We start from the raw sequence: 26,044 nt of genomic DNA on the forward strand, positions 1-26,044 counted from the left end.
GAGCCGGTCACCGGAGGGCAATAGCTCAACTGGCAGAGCATCGGTCTCCAAAACCGAAGGTTGGGGGTTCAAGTCCCTCTTGCCCTGCACGACGACGGACGACGACCGGGAGGACACGTGGCAGACAAGGACGAGGTGACGCCCTCGGACGCCGACCTCCCTCCCGAGCTCGCTGACGCCGAGCCGACCGACGCCGAGCGCACCGACGGCGAGCCGGCCCCGGCCGAGCTCGAGACCGCCGGTGTCGCCGCCGGCACCCGCGGGACGGGTCGCCCCGCCGCGCGCAAGGCCCCGGTTCCCAAGGGGACGCCGACGGCCAAGCGGGACGTGGAGGACGCCGAGAAGCGCACCACGCCCGTCGCGTTCGTCCAGCAGTCCGTCGGCGAGCTGCGGAAGGTCGTCTACCCGACCGGCCAGCAGCTCGGTAACTACTTCGTGGTCGTGCTCGTCTTCGTGCTGTTCATCATCGCGCTCGTGAGCCTGCTCGACCTGGGCATCGGCAAGCTGGTCTTCGCGATCTTCAGCTGAGCCCCACCCCGACCTCGATAGACCTGGAGAACCCTGACGTGCCCGACACCTTCGACGACGACTCGCGCCCTGAGGCGGGGTCGACGGAAGGCTCCGCCCCCACCTCCGACCCGAGCCCCTCGACGAACGACGCCGACTTCGACATCGACCTGGACTTCGGTGGCTCCAGCACCACGGCCGCCGAGTCCGACGACATCGACCTCGACTTCGGCGGCACGGCCGCTGCGGAGGCCGACGCCCCCGCCGACGACATCGATCTGAACTTCGGTGCGGCGGAGGAGGACGAGGAGGAGGACGACGAGGTCGCCGACGACGAGTCGGACGCCGGTGCGGCCGCGCTCGAGACCTTCCGCACCGAGCTGCGCTCGAAGTTCGGCGACTGGTACGTCATCCACACCTACTCCGGCATGGAGAACAGGGTGCTGCAGAACCTCGAGAACCGCGTGACCTCCCTCAACATGGAGGACTACATCTTCGAGATCGTGGTCCCCACCGAAGAGGTCACCGAGATCCGCAACGGGCAGCGCAAGCAGATCCGTCGCACCGTGCTCCCCGGCTACGTCCTGGTCCGGATGGACCTGACCGACGAGTCCTGGTCGACCGTGCGGCACACGCCTTCGGTGACGGGCTTCGTCGGCCACTCGAACTCGCCGGTGCCGCTCAGCCTCGACGAGGTCGAGAAGATGCTCGCCCCGGCCGTCGTGGCCGCGGCCACCGCCGGTTCGGACACGCCGTCGAAGCGGAAGAAGAAGATCGAGGTCGCCGACTTCGAGGTCGGGGACTCGGTCATGGTCGTGGACGGTCCGTTCGCCGGCGTGCACGCGACCATCACGGAGATCAACGTCAACAACCAGCGCCTCAAGGCCCTGGTCGAGATCCTCGGTCGCGAGACCCCGGTCGACCTGACCTTCCCCCAGATCCAGAAGACGTAGCCGTCCCGCCCACGCACCCCGGGTTCCCGGGGCCGCGTGGTCGGACCGAAGCACCAACCCACTACGAAGGACCCAACCGCAATGCCTCCCAAGAAGAAGGTCGCCGCGCTCGTCAAGGTCGCGCTCAACGCCGGCTCCGCGACGCCCGCCCCGCCCGTCGGTACGGCCCTCGGCCCGCACGGCGTGAACATCATGGAGTTCGTCAAGGCGTACAACGCCGCGACGGACGCCCAGCGTGGCACCGTGATCCCGGTCGAGATCACGATCTACGAGGACCGCTCGTTCACGTTCATCACGAAGACCCCGCCGGCCGCCGAGCTGATCAAGAAGGCCGCCGGCATCGCCAAGGGGTCGGGCGTCCCGCAGACCACCAAGGTCGGTCGCCTGACGCGCAACCAGGTGCGTGAGATCGCCGAGACGAAGCTCCCGGACCTCAACGCGAACGACGTCGACGCCGCGATGAAGATCGTCGAGGGCACCGCCCGTTCGATGGGCGTCACCGTCGACAGCTAGTCTGCGCCCGCTCGCAGGCTCGCGGATCGCGCTCGGACCGCCTGTCCCGCCCTGTCTTCGGAGCTCGCGGTGAACGAAGAACGTGTTCACCCCTCGCTCCTCCAGACACGGCGGGCGGTCCTCGGTGCGGCTCGCGGATGAACGAAGCCCCCGCGGGGGTTGAGCACGACACACATATACGTGGGGGAGCCGGCGCGGCTCTGACCACAACTGGTGAGAGGAACCAGACATGAAGCGCAGCAAGGCTTACAACGAGGTCGCCCAGAAGGTCGACGCCGACAAGCTGTACGGCCCGGTCGAGGCGCTGGAGTTCGCGAAGGCGAACGCCAAGGCCAAGTTCGACGAGACGGTCGACGTCTCGATGCGGCTCGGGATCGACACCCGCAAGGCCGACCAGATGGTGCGCGGCACCGTCAACCTGCCGAACGGCACCGGCAAGACCGCCCGCGTGCTCGTGTTCGCCACGGGCGACCGGGCGCAGCAGGCGCTCGACGCGGGTGCCGACGAGGTCGGCTCGGACGAGCTCATCGCCAAGGTCGCCGGCGGCTACCTCGACTTCGACGCCGTCGTCGCCACCCCGGACCTCATGGGCAAGGTCGGCCGGCTCGGCCGCGTCCTCGGCCCGCGCGGCCTGATGCCGAACCCGAAGACCGGGACCGTGACCGTCGACGTGGCCAAGGCCGTGACCGACATCAAGGGCGGCAAGATCGAGTTCCGGGCCGACCGGCACTCCAACCTCCACTTCATCATCGGCAAGGCGTCCTTCACGCAGGAGCAGCTGCAGGAGAACTACTTCGCCGCGCTCGACGAGGTGCTCCGGCTCAAGCCGAGCGCGTCCAAGGGCCGCTACATCCGCAAGATCACCTTCTCCACGACGATGGGCCCGGGCGTCCCGGTCGACCCCGCCAAGGTGAAGGTGGACGCCGAGCTGTAGGTCCTCCGGACCCACGCACATCACGACGACGAAGGCCGCACCCTGCTCGCGCTGAGCTGGGTCGCGGCCTTCGTCGCTTGTCTGGGGTACGGGGTCGGCTCCGTCCTCCAGTCGGTCGGCGCCCGGCAGACCGCGGAGGTCACCGGCCTCGGCGGGGTCACGCGGATCCTGCGGCAGGTCCCGTACCTCGTCGGCCTGTCCCTGGACGGCGTCGGCTTCCTCGGGAACGTCGTCGCCCTGCAGCGGCTGCCGTTGTTCCTGGTCCAGTCGGTGCTGGTCGGCAGCGTCGGCGTGACCGCCGTGATCGCGGCCCTGCGCGGCCAGCGGCTCGGACGGCGTGACTGGCTCTCGCTCGCGGCGCTCGGCGCCGGCCTGGTGCTGCTCTGCGTGACCGCCGACCCGCGTCCGGCCGCGCCCCTGCTGCCGGCGGGCCAGTGGTGGCTCCTCGTCGCCACAGTGGTCCCGGTCGCCCTCGGCCTCGCCGGCCTGCGGCTGCGCGGGCGTACGTCGGCGGTCGTCCTGGCCGCCTCGGCCGGGCTGGCCTGGACCGGCGTCGCCCTCGCGTCCCGCGCGTTCTCGGCCGAGCCGCTGGCCTGGTCGGCCCTGGTCCACCCCCTCGTCTGGACGGTCGTCGTCCAGGGCGTCCTCGGCACCGTCTTCTTCGCGCTCGCCCTCCAGCGCGGGGCAGTCACGACGGTCACCGCGGTCACGTTCGTCCTCGAGCTTGTCGTGCCGTCGCTGCTCGGGCTCTGGCTCTTCGGCGACGGCGTCCTGCCGGGCCAGGCCCCGCTCGCGGTGCTCGGCTTCGTGCTGGCGGTGGGCGGTACGGTCTCCCTCGTCCGGTTCGCGGAGTAGGACCGGCCCAGGGAGGGTGGAGCAGTGGCGGCAGCCGTCCGGCTCGGCACGACGCAGGGCCGCTGGGTCCTGGCCGCCACGATCGCCGGCTCCGGCATGGCCTTCCTCGACTCGACGGTCGTCAACGTCGCCCTCGCGCAGATCGGCGACGACTTCGACGCCGGCTTCACCGCGCTGCAGTGGATCGTCAACGCCTACACGCTGAGCCTCGCCGCGCTGATCCTGCTCGGCGGCGTGCTCGGCGACCGGCTCGGCCGGCGCCGCGTCTTCCTCGTCGGCGTCGTCTGGTTCGCCGTGGCCTCAGCGCTGTGCGCGCTCAGCCCGTCCGCCGGGTTCCTGATCGCCGCCCGCGCGCTCCAGGGCGTCGGCGGCGCGCTGCTGACCCCGGGCAGCCTCGCCATCATCTCGTCGGCCTTCGCCGCCGAGGACCAGCCGAAGGCCGTGGGCATGTGGGCCGGACTGAGCGGGCTCTCCGGCGCGGTCGGCCCGTTCCTCGGGGGCTGGCTGGTGGCGCTCGACTGGCGGCTCGTGTTCCTGGTGAACCTGCCGATCGCCGCCGTCGTGCTCCTGGGCACGCTCCGCCACGTCCCGGAGACGCGCGACACCCTGGACGCCGAGCGGCGGCTGGACCTGGTGGGGACCGTGGCGATCGTCGCGACCCTGACCGGGCTGACCTGGTCGTTGACCGAGGCCGGTTCCCGCGGCTGGAGCCTCCCGGTGGTCCTCGCGGGGGTCGGCGGGCTGGCGGCGGGCGTCGTCTTCGTGCTGGTGGAGCAGCGGAGCAGCCACCCGCTCGTGCCGCTGCAGATCTTCGCCGACCGGGTGTTCTCCGCGACGAACCTCGCCACGTTCTTCATCTACGGCGCGCTCGGCGTCTACGGCTTCCTGGTCGTGCTCCAGCTCCAGGTGGTCGCGCGCTGGTCACCGCTGGCCGCCGGGACCGCGATGCTGCCGGCGACCGTCCTCATGCTGCTGCTGTCGTCCCGCGTCGGCGCCCTCGCCGTCCGTACGGGCCCGCGCGTCCTGATGACGACCGGCGCCCTCCTGTCGGCGGCCGCCTTCGCGCTGGCCACGCGGATCGGCCCGGACGCCCGCTGGCTCACCGACCTCGCCCCGTCGGCCGTCCTGCTCGGGCTCGGGCTGGCCGCGGCCGTGGCGCCGCTGACCGCGACCGTCCTCGCGGCCGCCCCGGAGCAGCTGTCCGGCGCCGCCTCCGGGGTGAACAACGCCGTGGCCCGGACCGCCGGCCTGCTGTCCGTCGCCGTGATCCCGTCGCTCGCCGGCCTGTCGCGGGCGAGCACCACCGACCCCTCCGCGCTCCAGGACGGCTTCCCGACCGCGATGGTGATCGGTGCGGTGGCCCTGCTCGCGGGCGCGGCCGTCAGCTGGTTCGGGCTGGGGCGCGGGGCCCGGGTTCAGCGCGCGAGCGACGCCAGCGCCGAGCCGGTCAGCCGGTAGGTCGTCCACTCGTCCATCGGGACGGCGCCGATCCGGCGGTAGAAGCCGATCGCCGGCTCGTTCCAGTTGAGCACCGACCACTCCATCCGGGCGTAGCCGCGCTCCTGCGCGATCCGGGCGAGCGCGGTCAGCAGGGCGCGTCCCGCGCCGCTCCCGCGGTGCTGGGGCCGGACGTACAGGTCCTCGAGGTAGATCCCGTGGACGCCCTCCCACGTGGAGAAGTTCAGGAACCACAGCGCGAAGCCCACCGGCTCGTCGCCCTCCTCGGCCACCAGCAGGTAGGCGGCCGGGTGCCCGCCCGGGGCCGCGCCGCCGAACAGGGCCCGGTGCAGCTGGTCGGGCGTGACGCGCACCTGGTCGGCCGCCCGCTCGTACTCCGCGAGCTCGTTGACCATGGCCACGACGAGCTCGACGTCGGCCTCCCGTCCCTCGCGGACGGTGGCGGAGGGGGCGGGGGACGGGTCCGGCGGTGCGCTGCTCACGCCGCTACTGTGCCCGATCCCGCCCCCGTACGCCGGTCCGCGCTGCGCGCGTGCGGTCTACGGGACTTTCACGTAAACGTGAAAGTCCCGTACTGACCACGGCAGATCTGCCGTGGTCAGTACCGGTGTTTCACGTAAACGTGAAAGACCAGTGGCGCGAGGGACGCATCAGCCGGGGCGGCGGGCGCCCTTCCAGGGCATGTACGAGACCTTGGAGTACTCGACGGTCTTGCCCGGCTTGGGCGCGTGGATGATCTTCCCGTCGCCGACGTAGATCGCGACGTGCGAGGGGCCGGAGTAGAAGAAGACGAGGTCTCCGGGGCGGAGGTCCGCCTTCTTGACCTTCTTGCCGATCTTGTACTGCGCGGAGGAGCTGTGCGGCAGCTTCACGCCCGCCTCCGCCCAGGCCTTCATGGTGAGACCCGAGCAGTCCCACTTGCTGGGGCCGGCGGCGCCGTACTTGTACTTCTCGCCGAGCTGCTCCTTGGCGAACGCCAGCGCCACCTCGCCCTTCGTCGCGGCGGGGGTCTCGTCGCCGCCCCCGGAACCGCCGGAGCCCGGTGCCGGCGCTGCGCCACCCGCCTGCAGCGCCGCCCACTCGACGGCGGTCGTCGTCCCCGTGACGGCGAGCCCGGCCTTCGCCTGGAAGTCCTCGACGGCGGCGCGGGTGAGGTCGCCGTACAGCGTGGTGCCGGGCAGCTCGTCGTGGCCGAGGGCCCGCAGCGCCAGCTGCAACCGGCGCACGCTCGTCCCGGTGTCGCCGTGCTCGAGGGTGGGCGTGGAGCCCTGGGCGATCAGTGCGGCCCAGGTCGGCCCGGTGGTCTTCCCGGTGCCCGCGAGCCCGTGCTTCGTCTGGAAGGCCTTGAGCTTCTTGGCGTCCGACGTGGAGAAGGAGCGGTTCTGGCTGGTGGCGTAGCCGGCCTGGTGCAGCAGGCACTCGACCGCGCCGGCCTTGCTGCCCGTCTTGCCGGCCTTGACCGTGGAGTACGTCCCGAACTTCGTCGTGCACCCGGCCGCCGAGGCGGGCGCGGTCGTGCCGACCAGGAAGCCGAGCGACACGGCCGCGGCAGCGGCTCCCACCGCCACACGCGTGAGCAGAACTCTCATCCTTCACTCTTTTCAAGCCGACAGGCCGGGACGTTATCAACGTGAGACCAAGCTGTGAAGAGCCCCGAGAGAGATCACGACGTCGTGATCAAGTCGACACGCCGTGCACATCGCAGAAATCGCCACGGATGTGACAGTCGGGCGGCGGAGATTTGGGCGGCCTCGGGTGGTCCGGGTACTGTGGCCGGTACCGAAGACCGCTGGTCGACGCCTCCTCACCCGGAGGCGTCCGAAGTCCCGCTGAGCCGGGGACCCGCGCAGGTGAGTTCGACAAGCTGGCACGGAGCGTGACGCACCCTGGTGCGACCGCCCGCCTCCCGCTTCCGTGCTTCCTGCGCGTGCCTCCTCCGCGCCGGGCGCGGCCTTCGGAGCGCTGCAGCCGCAGCGCGTGACGAAGGAGAGGAGACCCATGGCGAGGCCTGACAAGGCAGCCGCGGTCGCCGAGCTCACGGACAAGTTCTCGAGCTCCTCGGGCGCCGTGCTCACCGAGTACCGCGGGCTCACCGTGAAGGCGCTGAAGGACCTGCGCCGTTCGCTCGGTGACGACGCCACCTACGCCGTGTCGAAGAACACGCTCACCACGATCGCCGCTCGGCAGGCAGGGGTCCCCGGCGTCGAGCCGCACCTCAGCGGGCCGACCGCGATCGCCTTCATCGAGGGCGACGCCGTCGCCGTCGCGAAGGGGCTGCGCGACTTCGCACGGGCCAACCCGCTCCTGATCATCAAGGGCGGCGTCCTGGACGGCAAGGCCATGTCGGCGGACGAGTTCCGCCAGCTGGCCGACCTGGAGTCCCGCGAGGTGCTCCTGGCCAAGGCCGTCGGTGCGATGCAGGGAGTCCTGCAGAACGCCGTCAGCCTGGTCGCCGCACCGCTCGCCCAGACGGCCCGCCTGCTGGCCGCGCTGGAGCAGGCCGCCACCGAGGACCCGGCGCTCATCGCCGGGGCCGGCACGCCTGCGCCGAGCACCGATCCGGAGCCCGACACCACGGAGGCCGCACCCGCGGCCGACACCGCAGCAGCCGCTGCACCCCAGGCGGACGACTCCGCCGAGACCACGGCAGCTCCCGCTGCGGACGAAAACTAAGAGAGGACTGCCACCATGGCGAAGCTCAGCACCTCCGAGCTCCTGGACGCGTTCAAGGAGCTCACCCTCATCGAGCTCAGCGAGTTCGTGAAGGAGTTCGAGACCACGTTCAACGTGACCGCGGCCGCTCCGGTCGCCGCTGCGGCCCCGGCCGCCGGCGGCGGCGGCGCTGCTGCCGAGGAGGAGGAGGCCTCTGACGAGGTCGACGTCATCCTCGAGGCGGCCGGCGACAAGAAGATCCAGGTCATCAAGGAGGTGCGCACCCTCACCAGCCTCGGTCTCAAGGAGGCCAAGGACCTGGTCGAGGCCGCGCCGAAGGCCGTCCTGGAGAAGGTCACCAAGGAGACCGCGGACAAGGCCAAGGCTGCCCTCGAGGCTGCCGGCGCCACCGTCTCCTACAAGTGATCTGAGCCCCCGGTCCGCCGGGGGTCGCAGCACACGCGCACCGAGGCCCGGTCCCTCCACCCGGAGGGGCCGGGCCTCGGCGCGTCCGGGCCGGTGGTCCCTCCCTCCCCGTCGCGCACGCACGTGGTGAACCGCTGACGCCGGGCCGTGCGGACGCCCGGAATTTGTGTCGGGAGACAGCGTTTTCCGCCTCGTACGGGCGCTCCGGCAGCCGCCCGGACGTCTTTCGCGTGGCTCCTTGTCAGACCCCTCCCGACAGGTATGCTCTTGCCCGAGCCGCGCAGGATTTGTGCGGTTCGGCTTGGCCTGCTCCCGTACCTTGACTTGGTCGGTCGTAGCGGCTATCGTCGGTGTTTGCCCTCGCCATCTCCTTCGACCCGGTTCGGTTTGACTCGGGTCCGTTGGCATGCGCGCGAGGGCGTACCGCTCACACCGAGAGCACTCGGAAGGACATAGCAGTTGGCCGCCTCGCGCAACGCCTCGCAGAACTCGATCAACCCGGTCATCTCGACCACAGGCCGGATCTCCTTCGCGAAGATCGCCGAACCCATGGAAGTCCCCGACCTGCTGGACCTGCAGGTCGACTCGTTCGACTGGCTCGTCGGGAACGGTGACTGGCGCGCGCGCGTCGAGTCCGCCCTCGACGAGGGTCGGACCGACATCAACACCAAGTCCGGGCTGGAGGAGATCTTCGAGGAGATCTCCCCGATCGAGGACTTCAGCGGCACGATGTCGCTGTCCTTCCGCGACCACCGCTTCGAGCCGCCGAAGAACTCGGTCGACGAGTGCAAGGAGCGCGACGTCACGTACGCCGCCCCGCTCTTCGTCACCGCCGAGTTCATGAACAACGAGACCGGCGAGATCAAGAGCCAGACCGTCTTCATGGGCGACTTCCCGCTCATGACCGACAAGGGCACCTTCGTCATCAACGGCACCGAGCGCGTCGTCGTGTCGCAGCTCGTCCGTTCGCCGGGTGTCTACTTCGAGCAGACGACCGACAAGACCTCGGACAAGGACATCTTCACCTGCAAGATGATCCCGAGCCGTGGCGCGTGGCTCGAGTTCGAGATCGACAAGCGCGACATGGTCGGCGTCCGCCTGGACCGCAAGCGCAAGCAGAACGTCACCGTCCTGCTGAAGGCGCTCGGCTGGACCGACGCGCAGATCCTCGAGGAGTTCGGCCAGTACGAGTCCATGCGGCTCACCCTGGAGAAGGACCACGTCACCACCCAGGACGAGGCGCTCCTCGACATCTACCGCAAGCTGCGCCCCGGCGAGCCGCCGACGCGCGAGGCCGCGCAGGCGCTGCTGGAGAACTACTACTTCAACCCGAAGCGCTACGACCTGGCGAAGGTCGGTCGGTACAAGATCAACAAGAAGCTCGGCCTCGACGCGCCGTTCGACCAGCAGGTCCTGCGCACCGAGGACATCGTCGCCGCGATCCGCTACATCGTCGCGCTGCACGACGGCAAGGAGGAGCTCGACTCCCCGCGCGGTGACCTCCTGGTCGAAGAGGACGACATCGACCACTTCGGCAACCGCCGGCTGCGCACCGTGGGCGAGCTGATCCAGAACCAGCTCCGCACGGGTCTCGGCCGCATGGAGCGCGTGGTCCGCGACCGGATGACGACCCAGGACGTCGAGGCCATCACGCCGCAGACCCTGATCAACATCCGGCCGGTCGTCGCGGCGCTGAAGGAGTTCTTCGGTACCTCGCAGCTGAGCCAGTTCATGGACCAGACGAACCCCGTCGCGGGCCTGACGCACAAGCGGCGTCTGAACGCCCTCGGCCCGGGTGGTCTGTCCCGTGACCGCGCCGGCATGGAGGTCCGTGACGTCCACCCGTCGCACTACGGCCGCATGTGCCCGATCGAGACGCCGGAGGGCCCGAACATCGGCCTGATCGGCTCGCTCGCGAGCTTCGCCCGGGTGAACGCGTTCGGCTTCGTCGAGACGCCGTACCGCAAGGTCGTGGACGGCCAGGTGACCGACCAGATCGACTACCTGACCGCCGACGTCGAGGACCGCTACACGATCGCCCAGGCGAACGCGAAGCTGACCGAGGACGGGCACTTCGCGGAGGAGCGCGTGCTCGCGCGCCGTCGCAAGGCCGACCCGGACACCGTGCCGGCGAACGACATCCAGTACATGGACGTCTCGCCGCGCCAGATGGTCTCCGTCGCCACCGCGATGATCCCGTTCCTCGAGCACGACGACGCGTCGCGTGCCCTCATGGGCGCGAACATGCAGCGCCAGGCCGTGCCGCTGCTCCGCTCCGAGGCCCCCTTCGTGGGCACCGGCATGGAGTACCGCGGGGCCGTCGACGCCGGTGACGTGACCGTGGCCAAGAAGCCCGGTGTCGTCACGTCGGTGTCGGGCGACCTGGTCGAGATCGCCGAGGACGAGGGCACGTACACCACGTACCGCCTCTCGAAGTTCAAGCGCTCCAACCAGGGCACCTGCATCAACCAGCGTCCGCTGGTGCGCGAGGGCCAGCGGGTCGAGAAGGGTTCGCCGCTCGCCGACGGCCCCTGCACCGACAACGCCGAGATGGCGCTCGGGCGCAACATGCTGGTCGCGTTCATGCCCTGGGAGGGGCACAACTACGAGGACGCGATCATCCTCAGCCAGCGGATCGTGCAGGACGACATCCTGACCTCGATCCACATCGAGGAGCACGAGGTCGACGCGCGTGACACCAAGCTCGGGGCGGAGGAGATCACCCGCGACATCCCGAACGTCAGCGAGGAGATGCTCGCCGACCTGGACGAGCGCGGCATCATCCGCATCGGCGCCGAGGTCTCCCCGGGCGACATCCTCGTCGGCAAGGTCACGCCCAAGGGCGAGACCGAGCTGACGCCGGAGGAGCGGCTGCTCCGCGCGATCTTCGGTGAGAAGGCGCGCGAGGTCCGCGACACGTCGCTCAAGGTGCCCCACGGCGAGTCCGGCACCGTCATCGGCGTCCGGGTCTTCGACCGCGACTCCGACGACGAGCTGGCCCCCGGGGTCAACCAGCTGGTCCGCGTCTACGTCGCCCAGAAGCGCAAGGTGCAGGACGGCGACAAGCTCGCCGGCCGCCACGGCAACAAGGGCGTCATCAGCAAGATCCTGCCGGTCGAGGACATGCCGTTCATGGAGGACGGCACCCCGGTCGACATCGTCCTCAACCCGCTCGGCGTGCCGAGCCGGATGAACATCGGCCAGGTCCTGGAGACCCACCTCGGGTGGCTCGGCAAGACCGGCTGGGACGTCACGGGTGTGGACGCCGAGTGGGCCGAGCGCCTGCGCGACGTCGGCATCGGCCAGGTCGCCCACGACACCCGCCTCGCCACGCCGGTCTTCGACGGCGCGACGGAGGAGGAGATCACGGGTCTGCTCAGCCACACGCTGCCCAGCCGCGACGGCAACCGCCTGGTCGACGGCAACGGCAAGTCCCGGCTCTTCGACGGCCGCTCCGGCGAGCCGTTCCCCGAGCCGGTGGGCGTGGGCTACATCTACATGCTCAAGCTGCACCACCTGGTCGACGACAAGATCCACGCGCGTTCGACCGGTCCGTACTCGATGATCACGCAGCAGCCGCTGGGTGGTAAGGCGCAGTTCGGTGGTCAGCGGTTCGGTGAGATGGAGGTGTGGGCGCTCGAGGCGTACGGCGCGGCCTGGGCCCTGCAGGAGCTCCTGACCATCAAGTCCGACGACGTGCCCGGCCGCGTGAAGGTGTACGAGGCCATCGTCAAGGGCGAGAACATCCCCGAGCCCGGGATCCCGGAGTCGTTTAAGGTGCTCGTGAAGGAGATGAAGTCCCTCTGCCTGAACGTGGAGGTGCTCTCCTCCGACGGCACCGAGGTCGAGCTCCGCGACTCCGAGGACGACTACCGCAGCAGCGAGGACTTCGGGATCGACCTGTCCCGCCGTCCGGGTGAGGGCTTCGGGGCCGTCGAAGAAGTCTGACCCGCCGAGCCTGTCGGAGCGCCACGGCGCTCCGGCAGGCTCCCGGCACGGTCGGTCCGCACAGCTTGTGAACAACGCGCGTAACGAAAGAAGAGAGACAACAACGTGCTCGATGTGAACTTCTTCGACGAGATCCGTATCGGCCTCGCCACCGCCGACGAGATCCGTCAGTGGTCGCACGGCGAGGTGAAGAAGCCCGAGACCATCAACTACCGCACGCTCAAGCCTGAGCGTGACGGTCTGTTCTGCGAGAAGATCTTCGGTCCCACCCGGGACTGGGAGTGCTACTGCGGCAAGTACAAGCGCGTGCGCTTCAAGGGCATCATCTGCGAGCGCTGCGGCGTCGAGGTGACCCGGAGCAAGGTGCGTCGCGAGCGGATGGGCCACATCGAGCTCGCCGCCCCCGTGACCCACATCTGGTACTTCAAGGGCGTCCCGTCGCGCCTGGGCTACCTGCTCGACATCGCCCCGAAGGACCTGGAGAAGGTCATCTACTTCGCGGCGTACATGATCACGTCCGTCGACGCCGACGCGCGCCACCGCGACCTGTCCTCGCTCGAGGCCAAGATCGACGTGGAGCGCAAGCAGCTCGAGGGTCGCCGGGACTCCGACATCGAGAACCGGATGAAGAAGCTCGAGGAGGACACCGCCGCGCTCGAGGCCGAGGGCGCCAAGTCCGACGCCAAGCGCAAGGTCCGCGAGGGCGCCGAGCGTGAGGTCAAGCAGCTGCGCGACCGTGCGCAGCGCGAGCTCGACCGCCTCGACGCCGTCTGGTCGCGCTTCAAGAACCTCAAGGTCCAGGACCTCGAGGGCGACGAGATCCTCTACCGCGAGATGAAGAACCGCTTCGGGCGGTACTTCGAGGGCTCGATGGGCGCCGACGCGATCCAGAAGCGCCTCGACAGCTTCGACCTCGAGGCCGAGGCCGTGGAGCTGCGCGACACGATCGTGACCGGCAAGGGCCAGCGCAAGACCCGCGCCCTGAAGCGGCTCAAGGTCGTCTCGGCGTTCCTGTCGACCAAGAACAGCCCGACCTGCATGGTGCTGGACGCCGTCCCGGTCATCCCGCCGGACCTGCGCCCGATGGTGCAGCTCGACGGTGGCCGTTTCGCGACGTCCGACCTGAACGACCTGTACCGCCGCGTCATCAACCGGAACAACCGCCTCAAGCGGCTGCTCGACCTGGGCGCGCCCGAGATCATCGTCAACAACGAGAAGCGGATGCTCCAGGAGGCCGTCGACTCGCTGTTCGACAACGGCCGTCGTGGGCGTCCGGTCACCGGCCCGGGCAACCGGCCGCTGAAGTCGATCTCGGACATGCTGAAGGGCAAGCAGGGCCGGTTCCGTCAGAACCTGCTCGGCAAGCGCGTCGACTACTCCGGCCGTTCGGTCATCGTCGTCGGCCCGCAGCTCAAGCTGCACCAGTGCGGCCTGCCCAAGGCGATGGCGCTCGAGCTGTTCAAGCCCTTCGTCATGAAGCGGCTCGACGACCTCAACCACGCGCAGAACATCAAGTCGGCCAAGCGCATGGTCGAGCGTCAGCGTCCCGTCGTCTGGGACGTGCTCGAAGAGGTCATCAGCGAGCACCCGGTGCTGCTGAACCGCGCACCGACCCTGCACCGCCTCGGCATCCAGGCCTTCGAGCCCCAGCTGATCGAGGGCAAGGCCATCCAGATCCACCCGCTCGTCTGCACCGCGTTCAACGCGGACTTCGACGGTGACCAGATGGCCGTGCACCTCCCGCTGTCGGCCGAGGCGCAGGCCGAGGCCCGCATCCTGATGCTGTCGACCAACAACATCCTCAAGCCGGCCGACGGCCGGCCGGTGACCATGCCCACCCAGGACATGATCATCGGGATGTACTACCTGACGATGCAGAACGACGGCGTCGCGGGCGAGGGTCGGGCGTTCGGCTCGGTGTCCGAGGCCGTCATGGCCTTCGACCGCGGCGAGCTGAGCGTGCAGGCGAAGATCAAGCTGCGTCTGACCGGCATCGTGCCCCCCGCGGGCTTCGAGCTGAACGAGCGCGGCGGGATCACGCTGGAGACGACGCTGGGTCGCGCCCTCTTCAACGAGGCGCTGCCGAGCGACTACCCGTTCACCGACTACGAGGTGGGCAAGAAGCAGCTCGGGCAGATCGTCAACGACCTGGCCGAGCGGTACCCCAAGGTCCAGGTGGCCAACTGCCTCGACGCCCTGAAGGACCTCGGTTTCCACTGGGCCACGCGCTCCGGTGTGACCGTGTCCATCGGTGACGTCGAGACCCCGCCGAACAAGGCGGAGCTGCTGGCCGGCTACGAGGACCGCGCGAGCAAGATCGACCGTCAGTACGAGCGCGGTCTGATCACCGAGGACGAGCGTCGCCAGGAGCTCATCGAGATCTGGACCGACGCCACGTCGCGGCTCGGTGCGGCCATGGAGGCGAACTTCTCCAAGACCAACCCGATCTACATGATGGTCCACTCGGGTGCCCGCGGGAACATGGTGCAGATGCGCCAGATCGCCGCCATGCGTGGCCTCGTGGTGAACCCGAAGGGCGAGATCATCGCCCGCCCGATCAAGTCGAACTTCCGTGAGGGCCTCTCGGTCCTGGAGTACTTCATCTCCACGCACGGTGGTCGAAAGGGTCAGGCGGACACCGCCCTCCGTACGGCCGACTCCGGCTACCTGACGCGTCGTCTGGTGGACGTGAGCCAGGACGTCATCGTCCGCGAGGAGGACTGCGGGACCGAGCGGGGTCTGACCAAGGTCATCGGGCAGCAGTCCGACGACGGGGTCGTCCTCGACGAGCACGTGGAGGCGGCGGTCTACGCCCGCACCCTGGCCACCGACGTCCTGGACGCCGACGGCAACGTGCTGCTCCCGGGCGGGGTCGACCTGGGCGACGTCAACATCGGCATCCTGGTCAGCCACGGCGTGACCAAGGTGCGCGTGCGCAGCGTCCTCACCTGCGAGGCCGTCACCGGCACGTGCGCCATGTGCTACGGCCGTTCGCTCGCGACGGGCAAGATCGTCGACGTGGGCGAGGCCGTCGGCATCGTGGCCGCGCAGTCGATCGGCGAGCCCGGCACCCAGCTCACGATGCGTACCTTCCACACCGGTGGTGTGGCGGGTGACGACATCACGCAGGGTCTGCCGCGTGTGGTCGAGCTCTTCGAGGCCCGCCAGCCCAAGGGCAAGGCGCCGATCTCGGAGGCCGCGGGTCGCGTGGCCGTCGAGGACGCGGACCGTTCGCGCAAGATCGTCGTCACCCCCGACGACGGTTCCGAGCCGGCCGAGTTCGTGGTGAGCCGTCGTTCGCGGCTGCTCGTCGAGGACGGCGACCACGTCGAGGTGGGCCAGCAGCTCACCGCCGGCACCCCGGACCCGCAGGACGTCCTGCGGATCCTCGGTGTCCGTCGGGTGCAGGAGCACCTGGTCGACGAGGTCCAGCAGGTCTACCGGACCCAGGGCGCGCCGATCCACGACAAGCACATCGAGATCATCATCCGGCAGATGCTGCGCCGGGTGACGGTCATCGAGTCGGGCGACTCCAACCTGCTCACGGGTGACCTGGTCGACCGCCGCGCGTACGAGGCGGCGAACCGTCAGGTCGTGGCCGAGGGCGGCACGCCGGCCTCGGGTCGTCCGGTGCTGATGGGGATCACGAAGGCCTCGCTGGCCACGGACTCGTGGCTCTCGGCCGCCTCCTTCCAGGAGACGACCAAGGTGCTGACGGACGCGGCCATCAACGGCAAGTCCGACAGCCTCCTGGGGCTGAAGGAGAACGTGATCCTCGGCAAGCTGATCCCGGCCGGCACCGGCCTGGACCGCTACCGCAACATCCGGGTCGAGGCCACGGAGGAGGCGAAGGCGCAGGCGTACTCGATGGTCGGGTACGACACCTTCGACTACGACTTCGGCCAGGCCTCGGGTGCGGCTGTGCCGCTCGAGGAGTTCGACCTCGGTGACTACCGCTAGCCGGTAGGCGCCACCGCACGACTGATCCACCGCGAAGGGCGGGTCCGGCTCCGGCCGGGCCCGCCCTTCGGGCGTTCGCGGGACTCGCCCCGGACACGGCGCCCGGGGGAGCGGGCGGCCGGGGCAGGGGAGGGCGCTAGCGTCGTGGGCGTGAGCCTCGCGGAACGGTTCTGGGACCTGCTGGGGAACTGGTCGGGCGTCGAGGAGCAGGCCGCGTCGCCCTGGGCGCCTGCAGCGGGTGCGCGGGCCGCGCTGACCTTCAAGCTCGACCTCGCCGGGACGGCCGTGCTGCAGGACTACCGTCAGGTCCGCGACGACGGCGGCGAGCTCCTCGCGCACGGCGTCTTCCTGGCCGACGAGGACGACCCCGGCACGGAGCTCTGGTGGCTGTTCGACTCGGTCGACCACGCACCGGAACCGGCGCACGGCGCCTGGTCGGGCCGCACCCTCTCGCTGGTCCGCAGGACCCTGCGGGGGACCGCCTGGCACCGCTTCGACCTCGGGGACGACCGGCTCGCGTACGCGATCGACGTCGCCCTCGGCGATCAGGACCCGGCCCCGTTCCTCCGCGGCCGTTACGAGCGCGTCAGCGGTCACTGAGTCGTCCTTGCGCCCGACCCGAGGGCCCAGCGCAAGCCAGACCTACCGGCTGGCCGCGCGCCGGTACTGGAGGTTCGTCAGGGGCACGAAGACGGCCAGGATGATGACGACCCAGATCAGGGTGTAGACGACGGGGTGCTGCAGCGGCCAGGCGTCGCTGGGGGCGACCAGGGCCGTGTTCCCGAACAGCTCCCGCGCGGCCTGGGTGATCGCGGAGACCGGGTTCCACGCCGCGAACGTCTCCAGCGGGCCGGGCAGCGACTCCAGCGGCACGAAGGTGTTCGCGAGGAAGGTCAGCGGGAAGATGACGATGAACGACGCCTGGTTGAGCACCTCGACGCTCGGGATCAGCAGGCCGACCCACGCCATCACCCAGGAGATGGCGTACGCGAAGAGGAGCAGCAGCAGGTAGCCGCCCAGCGCCTCGGCGACCGACGTGCGGATCCGCCAGCCCACGATCAGCCCCGTCAGCGACATCACGACGAGCACGATCACGTTGTTCACCACGTCGGAGACCGTCCGCCCGGTCAGCACGGCCGACGGCGCCATCGGCAGCGACCGGAACCGATCGATGATGCCCTTCTGCACGTCGTCGGCCAGGCCCGCGCCGGTGGTCGTGGCGCCGAAGATGCCCGTCTGGGCGAAGATCCCGGCCATCAGGAACTCCCGGTACTGCTGGGGGTCGCCACCCGCGATCGCGCCGCCGAAGACGTACGCGAACAGCAGCACGAACATGATGGGCGAGAGCGTGGTGAACACCAGCAGCTCGGGCACCCGGCGGATCTTGATCAGGTTGCGCTTCGCGACGATCAGCCCGTCGGTCAGCGTGGTGGCAGCACTCATGCCGGCGTCTCCTCCGTCTGCTCGCTCGCGTGACCGGTGAGGGTCAGGAACACCTCGTCCAGCGTCGGGCGGCGCAGCCCGACGTCCTCCAGCCCCACACCCGCGTCCGCGAGCCGGCGCAGCGCCTCGGACAGGGCGCCCGCGCCACCCGTGACGGGCACGATCAGCGACCGCGACGCCCGGTCGACGGTCGGCTCGCCGGAGGCGAGGTCGGCGAGCACGGCCAGGGCCGGCTCGAGCTGGTCGCGGTCGAGGACCGTGAGCTCCACCCGCTCGCCGCCGACCTGGGACTTCAGCTCGCCGGCGGTGCCGCGGGCGATGACCTTCCCGTGGTCGATCACCACGATCTCGTCGGCCAGCCGGTCGGCCTCCTCCAGGTACTGCGTGGTCAGCAGCAGGGTCGTCCCCCCGGCCACCAGCGACGCGATGACCTCCCACATGTCCAGGCGGGCCTTGGGGTCGAGCCCGGTCGTCGGCTCGTCGAGGAAGATGACCTCCGGGTCGGCCACGAGGGCGCCCGCCAGGTCCAGGCGCCGGCGCATGCCGCCCGAGTAGGTCTTCGCCGGCCGGTTGGCGGCGTCGCCCAGCCCGAACTGCTCCAGGAGCTCGAGCGCCCGCTCCCGGCTGCGCCGCCGGCCGAGGTGGTAGAGCCGTCCGACCATCTCGAGGTTCTCGTAGCCGGTCAGGTACTCGTCGACGGCTGCGTACTGCCCGGACAGCCCGATGCGGCTCCGCACCCCCGCGGGGTCGGCGAGCACGTCGACGCCCGCGACCCGGGCGCTCCCGCCGTCCGGGACCAGCAGCGTGGTCAGGACCCGCACGGTGGTGGTCTTGCCCGCCCCGTTCGGCCCGAGCAGCCCCAGGACCGTGCCCCGCGGAACGCTGAGGTCGACACCGGCCAGCGCCACCACGTCCTTGTAGCGCTTGGTCAGTCCCTGCGCCTCGATCGCCAGTGCCATGGCCACGACGGTACGGATCCCCTCTGACGGTTCCGGGCCCCCGGCGGGACCGGCAGTCCTCTGGACCGCGACCGGCCCCCGAACTCATCGCCCTCAGCGCGACAGGGCGGCGACCTCGCGGGTGGCCCGGCCCAGGGCGCGGTGCGCGCCCACGAGGAACGCCTGGGTCAGGTGCAGGCGCAGGGTGACGGGGGCCTGCGCGAGAGCGGCCGCGGGGACGGCCAGGCAGCGCACGGCGGTCGTGGCCTGCACGCGGGCCGTGTGCAGCCCTCCCACGGTGAGGGCGGCCTCGCCCAGGCTGGTGCCGGGGGAGAGGGTGGCGAGCCGGCGGCGGTCCCCGCCGCTCGTCGCGGTGGACACCTCGACGTCGCCGGCCAGGAGCAGGAAGACCTGCAGCGCCGGCTCGCCCGCCTCGACCAGCACGTCGCCCGGCCCGAGCTCCAGGGGCCGGGCCAGCGCGGCCAGCGCGGCCAGGTCGTCGGGGTCGAGGCCGGCGCACACGGGGTGGTCGGCGAGCTCCAGGCCGCCGGCCTCCGCGGCCGGGGCGCCGCCCAGCAGCCGGTCCTCGCACCACTCGCGGGCCGCGTCGGGGGAGGCGAGGTGACGTACGCCCACGGCCGTGGCCGTCACCTCGTTCGCCCCCGCCAGGACCAGCTCGTCGCCCGTCCGCGCCAGGCTGCGGGCCAGGCCCGCCAGGATCCGGGCGGCCGCCGGGTCGACGGTCGTCGAGCGGCTCAGGTCCACCAGCACGTAGCGGTGCGGCTCGGCCAGCGCCAGGCGGCTGAGCGCCTCCGCCCCGGCGAAGAGCACGTCCCCCGTGGTCTCGAGCACCAGGCAGCGGTCCGCCCGGGCGTCCAGCCGGTCACGGTCGGCGGGCGGCCGGGAACGCGTCGAGGGCGATTCGCCGAGGGTGCGTCCCACCACGGCGGCGCGGGCGGTGCGGGGCGTGTGCACGAAGTGCAGCCGGAGGTCCTTCGACAGCTGCCGGAACACCGCCACCCCGCGGGTGCTGTTGCCCACGGGGTCCAGCCGGGGCGAGAAGACCGCGATCCCCAGCTGCCCCGGCAGCACGCCGATGACGGCGCCGCTCACCCCGCTCTTGGCCGGGATGCCCACGCCGACCAGCCACTCGCCCGCCGCGTCGTACATCCCGCAGGTCGTCATCACCGAGAGGACCTGGTTGACCGAGGCGTCGCCCAGCGCCTGCTCCCCGGTCAGCGGGTTCAGCCCGCGCGCGGCGAGGGTCGCCGCCATGACGGCCAGGTCGGAGCAGGTGACGGCGACCGAGCACTGCCGGAAGTAGACGTCGAGCGCCCGCTCGGGGTCGCCGTCCAGGCTGCCCACGGCGCGGAGCATGTGGCCGATGGCCCGGTTGCGGTGGCCGGTCTCGCGCTCGGCGGCGTAGACCTCCTCGTCGACCTCCAGCGGCCGGCCCGCCCAGCGCCCGTACGAGGCCAGCACCCGCGCGAAGGGGTCGTCGCCCTCGACGAGGCCGGCGGCCGCGATGGCACCCGCGTTGATCATCGGGTTCTTCGGGCGGCCGGCGGCGTCGAGGCTGATCGAGTTGAACGCGTCCCCGCTGGGCTCGACCCCGATCCGGGCCCGCACCTCCGCGAGGCCGCGGTCCTCGAGGGCGAGCCCGTAGGTGAACGGCTTGGAGACGGACTGGAGGGTGAAGGCGTTCCCCACGTCCCCCACGCCGTAGACCTGGCCGTCCGTGGTCGCGACGGCGATCGCGAACTGCTCGGGGTCGACCGCGCCGAGCGGGGGGATGTAGTCGGCGACGGCCCCGTCCCGCAGGCCGAGGAAGCGGCGGTGCACGCCGTCCAGGTAGTCCTCGACGGGGAGCCGGCCGGCTCGGGAGGGGTGCATCGGCGCTCCGGGGCTCGAAGGGGCACCAGCGTCCCACAGGCCCCGACGCACCGGCGCACGCGCGGAGACGCGGCGACGGGGTCGTCGAGCACTACCCTGGTCGCGTGTCCCAGGTGCTCTCGGTCAACGTCGGTGCCGGTGCGGACAAGCCGTACGCCAAGGTCCGCCTGACGGGCATCGACAAGCGCCCCGCCGACGGCCCCGTGGCCGTCCGGGCGCCGGGTCCCAAGCGGGGCGTGAGCGGCGTCGCGGGCGACTTCATCGGCGACGAGCGGCACCACGGCGGCGACCGGCAGGCGGTGTACGCGTTCCAGCGCGAGGACCTCGACCGCTGGCAGGGCGAGCTGGGCCGCGACCTGCCGAACGGCTGCTTCGGGGAGAACCTCACCACGGTCGGCATCGACCTCGAGCAGGTCCTGGTGGGGGAGCGCTGGACGGTGGGCGACCCCGCGGACGGGGAGGCGCTCGAGCTGGAGGTCACCGACCCGCGGATCCCGTGCCGGACGTTCTCGGGCTTCCTGGCCGAGCGCGGCTGGGTGAAGCGCTTCACCGCGGACGCCCGCCCCGGCACCTACCTCTCGGTCGTGCGCCCCGGGCAGGTGCGGGCCGGCGACGAGGTCCGCCGCACGTTCGTGCCCGACCACGACGTCACCATCGGCCTGCTGTTCCGGGCCACGACCACGCAGCGCGAGCTGCTGCCGCGGCTGCTGGTCGCGCGCGACTACCTGGACGCGGAGACCCGGAGCCTCGTCGAGCGTCGCGAGACGTTCACGCTCGACGACGCCTGAGCGCCCTCACGGACCCTCCCCGGACCCCGGTCCGGAGGGGCGGCCGAGGTCGTCCTTTTGACCGCCTTGCCCAGGCGACGTAATCTGATTCCTTGTGTGTTCGGGCGTGCCCGACCTCTTGCGCGAGCTCTGTGTCTGCGACTCCCGCTCCGACGTCCCTCAGGGGCCGTCCGGGGCGGTCGAGCAGGGCAGGTGGTCGCACACCTGCACCAACGGCGAGAGCCCGCTGGTGCGCGAGGAGCACAGACCACTTCGCTGGACAGAAAGAGAATTGACGCGGTGCCCACCATTCAGCAGCTCGTCCGCAAGGGCCGGCAGGACAAGGTCTCCAAGACCAAGACGCCGGCCCTCAAGGGTTCGCCCCAGCGCCGGGGCGTGTGCACCCGGGTGTACACGACGACCCCGAAGAAGCCGAACTCGGCGCTTCGGAAGGTCGCCCGTGTCCGGCTGAGCTCGGGGGTCGAGGTCACCGCCTACATCCCCGGTGTCGGCCACAACCTGCAGGAGCACTCGATGGTGCTCGTGCGCGGCGGCCGTGTGAAGGACCTGCCGGGCGTTCGCTACAAGATCATCCGCGGCACGCTCGACACCCAGGGTGTCAAGAACCGCAAGCAGGCCCGCAGCCGCTACGGCGCCAAGAAGGAGAAGTAACATGCCCCGCAAGGGTCCCGCCCCGAAGCGGCCGCTCCCGGCCGACCCGGTCTACGGCTCCCCGCTGGTCAGCCAGCTGGTGAGCAAGATCCTGCTCGACGGCAAGAAGACCGTCGCGCAGGGCATCGTCTACACCGCCATGGAAGGCACCCGCACCAAGACGGGTATCGACCCGGTGCAGACCCTGAAGCGTGCGCTCGACAACGTCCGCCCCGCGCTGGAGGTCAAGAGCCGCCGCGTCGGTGGAGCGACCTACCAGGTCCCGATCGAGGTCAAGCCGGCCCGCGCCACCACGCTGGCCATGCGCTGGCTCGTCAGCTTCTCCCGCGCACGTCGCGAGAAGACGATGGCCGAGCGCCTCATGAACGAGATCCTCGACGCCTCGAACGGTCTGGGTGCCGCGGTCAAGCGCCGCGAGGACACCCACAAGATGGCCGAGGCCAACAAGGCGTTCGCGCACTACCGCTGGTAGTCCGCCCCGCGTCCGTACGCCCCCCTTTTTACGTGGTGGAGGGAATCAGCAGCGCTTCTGCGTTGCTGATTCCCTGTATCCACGCACACGAGCACACGAGAGGTTGAGTAGCCACCTTCATGGCTGTCGACATCAAGACCGACCTGTCCAAGGTCCGCAACATCGGGATCATGGCGCACATCGACGCGGGCAAGACCACGACGACCGAGCGCATCCTCTTCTACACCGGCATCAACTACAAGATCGGTGAGGTCCACGAGGGCGCCGCCACGATGGACTGGATGGAGCAGGAGCAGGAGCGCGGCATCACCATCACATCCGCCGCGACGACCTGCCACTGGCACGACCACCAGATCAACATCATCGACACCCCGGGCCACGTCGACTTCACGGTCGAGGTGGAGCGCTCGCTGCGCGTCCTCGACGGTGCCGTCGCCGTCTTCGACGGTGTCGCCGGCGTCGAGCCGCAGAGCCAGACCGTGTGGCGCCAGGCCGACCGCTACGGCGTGCCGCGCATCTGCTTCGTCAATAAGCTGGACCGCACCGGCGCGAGCTTCGACTTCTGCGTCTCCACGATCAAGCAGCGCCTGAACGCGGTCCCCGCGGTCCTGCAGCTGCCGATCGGTTCCGAGGGCGGGTTCCTCGGTGTGGTCGACCTCGTCACCATGAAGGCGCTCACCTGGCGTGGCGAGACCACGATCGGCGAGGACTACGCGGTCGAGGACATCCCGGCCGACATGGTCGACGCCGCCGACGAGGCGCGTCGCGAGCTCGTCGAGCTCATCTCCGACCACGACGACGCGCTGGCCGAGGCCTACCTCGAGGACGCGATCACCCCCGAGCTCCTGCAGGCCGCGATCCGTCGTGGCGTGCTGGCGGCCAAGTTCACCGCCGTGCTCTGCGGCAGCGCGTTCAAGAACAAGGGCGTCCAGCCCCTGCTCGACGCGGTCATCGCCTACCTGCCGTCGCCCCTCGACGTCCCGGCCATCAACGGGTTCAAGCCCGGCGACGAGTCGGTCGTCATCGAGCGTCACCCGGACAGCAGCGACCCGTTCTCTGCGCTCGCGTTCAAGATCGCGGCCGACCCGCACCTGGGTCGCCTCACCTACATCCGGCTCTACTCGGGCAAGCTCGAGGCCGGTTCGACGGTGCTGAACTCGACCAAGGGCCGCAAGGAGCGGATCGGCAAGATCTACCAGATGCACGCGAACAAGCGTGAGGAGATCGCGTCGGTCGGCGCCGGGCAGATCGTCGCCGTGATGGGTCTGAAGGACACCACCACCGGCGAGACGCTGTCCGACCAGGCGAGCCCGGTGCAGCTGGAGTCCATGGACTTCCCGGCGCCGGTCATCGAGCAGGCCATCGAGCCCAAGACGAAGTCCGACCAGGAGAAGCTCGGCACCGCCATCCAGCGGCTCGCCGAGGAGGACCCCACCTTCCGCGTCCACACGGACGAGGAGACCGGTCAGACGATCATCGCGGGCATGGGCGAGCTGCACCTCGAGGTGCTGATCGACCGGATGAAGCGCGAGTTCCGCGTCGAGGCCAACATCGGCAAGCCGCAGGTGGCCTACCGCGAGACGCTGCGTCGCCCGGTCGACAAGGTCGAGTACACCCACAAGAAGCAGTCGGGTGGCTCGGGCCAGTACGCCCGCGTGATCATCAGCCTGGAGCCGCAGGAGGCGGGCTCGGGCTACGAGTTCGTCAACGCGGTCACCGGCGGTCGCATCCCCCGCGAGTACATCCCCGCGGTGGACGAGGGCATTCAGGACGCCATGCAGTTCGGTGTGCTGGCGGGCTACTCGGTCGAGGACATCAAGGTGACCCTGACCGACGGTGCGTACCACGACGTCGACTCCTCGGAGCTGGCGTTCAAGATCGCCGGCTCGATGGTCTTCAAGGAGGCCGCCCGTCGCGCCGACCCGGCTCTGCTCGAGCCGGTCATGGCGGTCGAGGTCACCACGCCCGAGGACTACCTCGGCACGGTGATCGGCGACCTGAACGCCCGTCGCGGTCAGATCCAGTCCATGAACGACATGCACGGCAACAAGGTCGTCGAGGCCCTGGTGCCGCTGTCGGAGATGTTCGGCTACGTCGGCGACCTGCGGTCGAAGACGTCCGGGCAGGCGTCGTACTCGATGGAGTTCCACTCCTACGCCGAGACGCCGAAGTCGATCTCCGACGAGATCATCCAGAAGGCCCGCGGCGAGTGATCGCGCGGCGTCCTTAAGTTGACGCCACCCGCTCCGTACGGCTCGGTTTGACCTGAGCCGTACGGGCGGGAAAACTTGACAGCCGGGTCACCGGCAACCAGTCCGTAACCCAGAAAGCGCCGCGCGAACGCGTGGCGGATCCCAGAAGGAGCCCCAGCAGTGGCCAAGGCCAAGTTCGAGCGGACCAAGCCGCACGTCAACATCGGCACCATCGGGCACATCGACCACGGCAAGACCACGCTGACCGCGGCGATCACGAAGGTGCTGCACGACAAGTACCCGACCCTGAACCAGGCGTCGGCGTTCGACCAGATCGACAAGGCGCCCGAAGAGCGTCAGCGCGGCATCACGATCTCGATCGCGCACGTCGAGTACCAGACCGAGGCGCGTCACTACGCCCACGTCGACTGCCCCGGTCACGCCGACTACATCAAGAACATGATCACCGGTGCGGCCCAGATGGACGGCGCGATCCTCGTGGTCGCCGCCACCGACGGCCCGATGCCGCAGACCCGTGAGCACGTGCTGCTCGCCCGCCAGGTCGGCGTGCCGGCCATCGTCGTGGCGCTCAACAAGTGCGACATGGTCGACGACGAGGAGATCCTGGAGCTCGTCGAGCTCGAGGTCCGCGAGCTGCTCAGCGAGTACGAGTACGACGGCGACGACATCCCCGTCGTCAAGGTCGCCGCGTTCCCGGCGCTGAACGGTGACGCCAAGTGGGGCGAGTCGATCATGGAGCTCATGAGCGCCGTCGACACCTACATCCCGCAGCCGGTCCGCGAGATCGACAAGCCGTTCCTCATGCCCGTCGAGGACGTCTTCACGATCACCGGTCGTGGCACGGTCATCACCGGCCGCATCGAGCGCGGTGTCGTCAAGGTCAACGAGACCGTCGACATCATCGGCATCCGCACCACGAAGCAGACCACGACCGTCACCGGCGTGGAGATGTTCCGCAAGCTGCTCGACGAGGGCCAGGCGGGCGAGAACGTCGGTCTGCTCCTCCGTGGCACCAAGCGCGAGGACGTCGAGCGCGGCATGGTCGTGATCAAGCCGGGCACGACCACCCCGCACACCGACTTCGAGGCGCGCGTCTACATCCTCTCGAAGGAGGAGGGCGGCCGTCACACGCCGTTCTTCAACAACTACCGCCCGCAGTTCTACTTCCGCACCACCGACGTGACCGGTGTGGTGAACCTCCCCGAGGGCACCGACATGGTCATGCCGGGCGACAACACCGACATGAGCGTTCAGCTGATCCAGCCGATCGCCATGGAGGAGGAGCTGAAGTTCGCCATCCGTGAGGGTGGCCGTACGGTCGGCGCCGGTCGCGTCACCAAGATCCTCAAGTGATCTGACGAGTTTCGCGAGCGCCAGCGAGCGGAACTCAGCGCGGGTGTGGTGGTTGTCCCCTTCATGACCCAGCACCACACAGCAAGG

At 70.1% G+C, this 26,044-nt stretch carries 21 protein-coding genes and 1 tRNA gene; 17 read left to right on the forward strand and 5 right to left on the reverse strand.

What is annotated here, in order from left to right:
- Positions 1-14 precede the first annotated feature (14 nt).
- The 7 genes from ABD665_RS18015 to ABD665_RS18045 all read left to right on the forward strand — a co-directional run bounded on the left by ABD665_RS18015 (position 15) and on the right by ABD665_RS18045 (position 5,220).
- Positions 15-87: transfer RNA gene (locus ABD665_RS18015), tRNA-Trp, on the forward strand.
- A gap of 30 nt (positions 88-117) precedes the next feature.
- On the forward strand, positions 118-528 hold the full coding sequence (secE, locus tag ABD665_RS18020; protein WP_344742630.1) for a preprotein translocase subunit SecE: 411 nt from the start codon (positions 118-120) through the stop codon (positions 526-528).
- Positions 529-671: 143 nt separating this feature from the next.
- Positions 672-1,460 (forward strand): transcription termination/antitermination protein NusG, encoded by a 789-nt coding sequence (gene nusG / locus ABD665_RS18025; protein WP_344742812.1) that lies wholly within the window; start codon positions 672-674, stop codon positions 1,458-1,460.
- An 81-nt stretch (positions 1,461-1,541) separates the two neighbouring features.
- A complete protein-coding gene (gene rplK / locus ABD665_RS18030; protein WP_204911037.1) occupies positions 1,542-1,973 on the forward strand; it encodes a 50S ribosomal protein L11 in 432 nt (143 codons plus the stop codon).
- A 229-nt stretch (positions 1,974-2,202) separates the two neighbouring features.
- A complete protein-coding gene (rplA, locus tag ABD665_RS18035; RefSeq protein ID WP_204911038.1) occupies positions 2,203-2,907 on the forward strand; it encodes a 50S ribosomal protein L1 in 705 nt (234 codons plus the stop codon).
- Positions 2,908-3,159: 252 nt separating this feature from the next.
- Positions 3,160-3,762, forward strand: coding sequence for a hypothetical protein (locus ABD665_RS18040; RefSeq protein WP_204911039.1), 603 nt, complete (start codon positions 3,160-3,162; stop codon positions 3,760-3,762).
- 24 nt (positions 3,763-3,786) lie between these two features.
- Positions 3,787-5,220 (forward strand): MFS transporter, encoded by a 1,434-nt coding sequence (locus ABD665_RS18045; RefSeq protein ID WP_344742633.1) that lies wholly within the window; start codon positions 3,787-3,789, stop codon positions 5,218-5,220.
- Here ABD665_RS18045 and ABD665_RS18050 read toward each other — a convergent pair.
- Together ABD665_RS18050 and ABD665_RS18055 are read right to left on the reverse strand one after the other, a co-directional pair.
- Entirely contained in the window at positions 5,178-5,702 is a 525-nt protein-coding gene (locus ABD665_RS18050) for a GNAT family N-acetyltransferase (RefSeq protein ID WP_344742635.1), read from the reverse strand. The two genes, ABD665_RS18045 and ABD665_RS18050, sit on opposite strands and share 43 nt — an antisense overlap.
- Before the next feature lie 168 nt (positions 5,703-5,870).
- On the reverse strand, positions 5,871-6,782 hold the full coding sequence (locus ABD665_RS18055; protein WP_204911040.1) for an NlpC/P60 family protein: 912 nt from the start codon (positions 6,780-6,782) through the stop codon (positions 5,871-5,873).
- 436 nt (positions 6,783-7,218) lie between these two features.
- Between ABD665_RS18055 and rplJ the strand changes: the two genes are divergently transcribed.
- From rplJ to ABD665_RS18080, 5 genes are all read left to right on the forward strand, one after another.
- The gene (rplJ, locus tag ABD665_RS18060; protein ID WP_204911041.1) at positions 7,219-7,893 is read left to right on the forward strand and encodes a 50S ribosomal protein L10; all 675 of its coding nucleotides are present in this window, start codon (positions 7,219-7,221) and stop codon (positions 7,891-7,893) included.
- A 15-nt stretch (positions 7,894-7,908) separates the two neighbouring features.
- Positions 7,909-8,298 carry a 50S ribosomal protein L7/L12 gene (gene rplL, locus ABD665_RS18065; RefSeq protein WP_204911042.1) on the forward strand — a complete coding sequence of 130 codons (390 nt, stop codon included), beginning with the start codon at positions 7,909-7,911 and terminating at the stop codon, positions 8,296-8,298.
- Between the two features lie 459 nt (positions 8,299-8,757).
- Positions 8,758-12,246, forward strand: coding sequence for a DNA-directed RNA polymerase subunit beta (rpoB, locus tag ABD665_RS18070; protein WP_204911043.1), 3,489 nt, complete (start codon positions 8,758-8,760; stop codon positions 12,244-12,246).
- A 105-nt stretch (positions 12,247-12,351) separates the two neighbouring features.
- Positions 12,352-16,206, forward strand: a complete 3,855-nt coding sequence (locus tag ABD665_RS18075) for a DNA-directed RNA polymerase subunit beta' (protein WP_204911044.1) — start codon at positions 12,352-12,354, stop codon at positions 16,204-16,206.
- Positions 16,207-16,356: 150 nt separating this feature from the next.
- Positions 16,357-16,806, forward strand: a complete 450-nt coding sequence (locus ABD665_RS18080) for a DUF1579 domain-containing protein (RefSeq protein ID WP_204911045.1) — start codon at positions 16,357-16,359, stop codon at positions 16,804-16,806.
- Positions 16,807-16,848: 42 nt separating this feature from the next.
- Here the strand turns inward: ABD665_RS18080 and ABD665_RS18085 are convergent, their stop codons facing one another.
- The 3 genes from ABD665_RS18085 to glsA form a co-directional block, all read right to left on the reverse strand.
- Entirely contained in the window at positions 16,849-17,649 is an 801-nt protein-coding gene (locus ABD665_RS18085; RefSeq protein WP_204911046.1) for an ABC transporter permease, read from the reverse strand.
- Entirely contained in the window at positions 17,646-18,608 is a 963-nt protein-coding gene (locus ABD665_RS18090; protein WP_204911047.1) for an ATP-binding cassette domain-containing protein, read from the reverse strand. Before ABD665_RS18090 ends, ABD665_RS18085 begins: the two co-directional genes overlap by 4 nt.
- Positions 18,609-18,701: 93 nt before the next feature.
- Positions 18,702-20,480 (reverse strand): glutaminase A, encoded by a 1,779-nt coding sequence (gene glsA, locus ABD665_RS18095; RefSeq protein ID WP_204911048.1) that lies wholly within the window; start codon positions 20,478-20,480, stop codon positions 18,702-18,704.
- A gap of 104 nt (positions 20,481-20,584) precedes the next feature.
- On the opposite strand from glsA, the gene ABD665_RS18100 reads away from it, so the two are divergent.
- The 5 genes from ABD665_RS18100 (at position 20,585) to tuf (ending at position 25,957) form a co-directional block, all read left to right on the forward strand.
- Positions 20,585-21,268 carry an MOSC domain-containing protein gene (locus ABD665_RS18100; protein ID WP_204911049.1) on the forward strand — a complete coding sequence of 228 codons (684 nt, stop codon included), beginning with the start codon at positions 20,585-20,587 and terminating at the stop codon, positions 21,266-21,268.
- 279 nt (positions 21,269-21,547) lie between these two features.
- Entirely contained in the window at positions 21,548-21,919 is a 372-nt protein-coding gene (gene rpsL, locus ABD665_RS18105; protein WP_091075652.1) for a 30S ribosomal protein S12, read from the forward strand.
- A 1-nt stretch (position 21,920) separates the two neighbouring features.
- Positions 21,921-22,391: a 30S ribosomal protein S7 gene (rpsG, locus tag ABD665_RS18110; protein WP_183341764.1), complete on the forward strand. Its 471-nt coding sequence runs from the start codon at positions 21,921-21,923 to the stop codon at positions 22,389-22,391.
- A gap of 119 nt (positions 22,392-22,510) precedes the next feature.
- Positions 22,511-24,604: an elongation factor G gene (gene fusA / locus ABD665_RS18115; protein ID WP_204911050.1), complete on the forward strand. Its 2,094-nt coding sequence runs from the start codon at positions 22,511-22,513 to the stop codon at positions 24,602-24,604.
- Positions 24,605-24,763: 159 nt separating this feature from the next.
- Positions 24,764-25,957 (forward strand): elongation factor Tu, encoded by a 1,194-nt coding sequence (tuf, locus tag ABD665_RS18120; RefSeq protein ID WP_204911051.1) that lies wholly within the window; start codon positions 24,764-24,766, stop codon positions 25,955-25,957.
- Positions 25,958-26,044: the final 87 nt, after the last annotated feature.

Origin of the sequence: Microlunatus spumicola, from assembly GCF_039536445.1 — a bacterium.
In the GTDB taxonomy this organism is placed as follows: domain Bacteria; phylum Actinomycetota; class Actinomycetes; order Propionibacteriales; family Propionibacteriaceae; genus Microlunatus; species Microlunatus spumicola.